Origin of the sequence: Streptococcus parasanguinis, from assembly GCF_001578955.1 — a bacterium.
Lineage (GTDB): Bacteria > Bacillota > Bacilli > Lactobacillales > Streptococcaceae > Streptococcus > Streptococcus parasanguinis_U.
On record NZ_KQ969689.1, the window covers coordinates 470,214 to 470,893 of the forward strand.

1 protein-coding gene is annotated in these 680 nt (G+C 42.6%); it reads left to right on the forward strand.

Annotated features, from left to right (window positions below):
- Positions 1-135: 135 nt before the first annotated feature.
- The coding region (locus SPADD19_RS02210; RefSeq protein WP_061455086.1) for a flavodoxin at positions 136-680 on the forward strand (545 nt) is incomplete at its 3' end.

The following is a 680-nucleotide window of genomic DNA, read 5'->3' on the forward strand; positions in this document are numbered from 1 at the left end:
GGCTTATCTGTTATTATGGCGACGACATCGAATTTCTATGTCAGTCTTGGTTGGATGGCTGGTTTTAGCCTAGTCGCTTTGCTTTTTGTTCTTATCTTTGTTTATCAATTTGGAAAAAATCCCTAGGAGGTTTCTATGAGAAAAAGTTTTATTTTATTGGTAAGTGTTCTAGTCTTAGCTGCTTGCTCCGTTCAAAACGAAAGCCAAACAAACAGCAGTTCATCATCTTCGGCATCTATTCTTCCAAGCGGAAAAATGGACCAAAGTCAGATTGCAGCACCGCAAGTTGGTCTCTCAGATGCAGAGTGGAATAATAGTCGAGGGACAGTCTCGGATGGAAAAGATACCAATTCTGAGCAAGAGCCGACTCGAATCTTGTCGGAAGACGCCGATAGTCTGATTGTCTATTTTTCACGGTCAGGCTCTACTGAGTTACTGGCTAGCAAGATTCAGGCACTTTCTGGTGCAGATGTGATTGAATTGGTTGCCAAAGAAACGTATAGTTCTGATTATGGTGAAACGGTACAACGGGCCAATCAGGAACGAAATGTCAAAAACACTCCTGAATTGGACGTAGAGATGCCAGATTTATCTCACTATCAAACCATTTATATCGGCTATCCTATTTGGGGCATGACCATGGCAGAGCCCGTTGCAACCTTTATCGAGACCTATGCCAA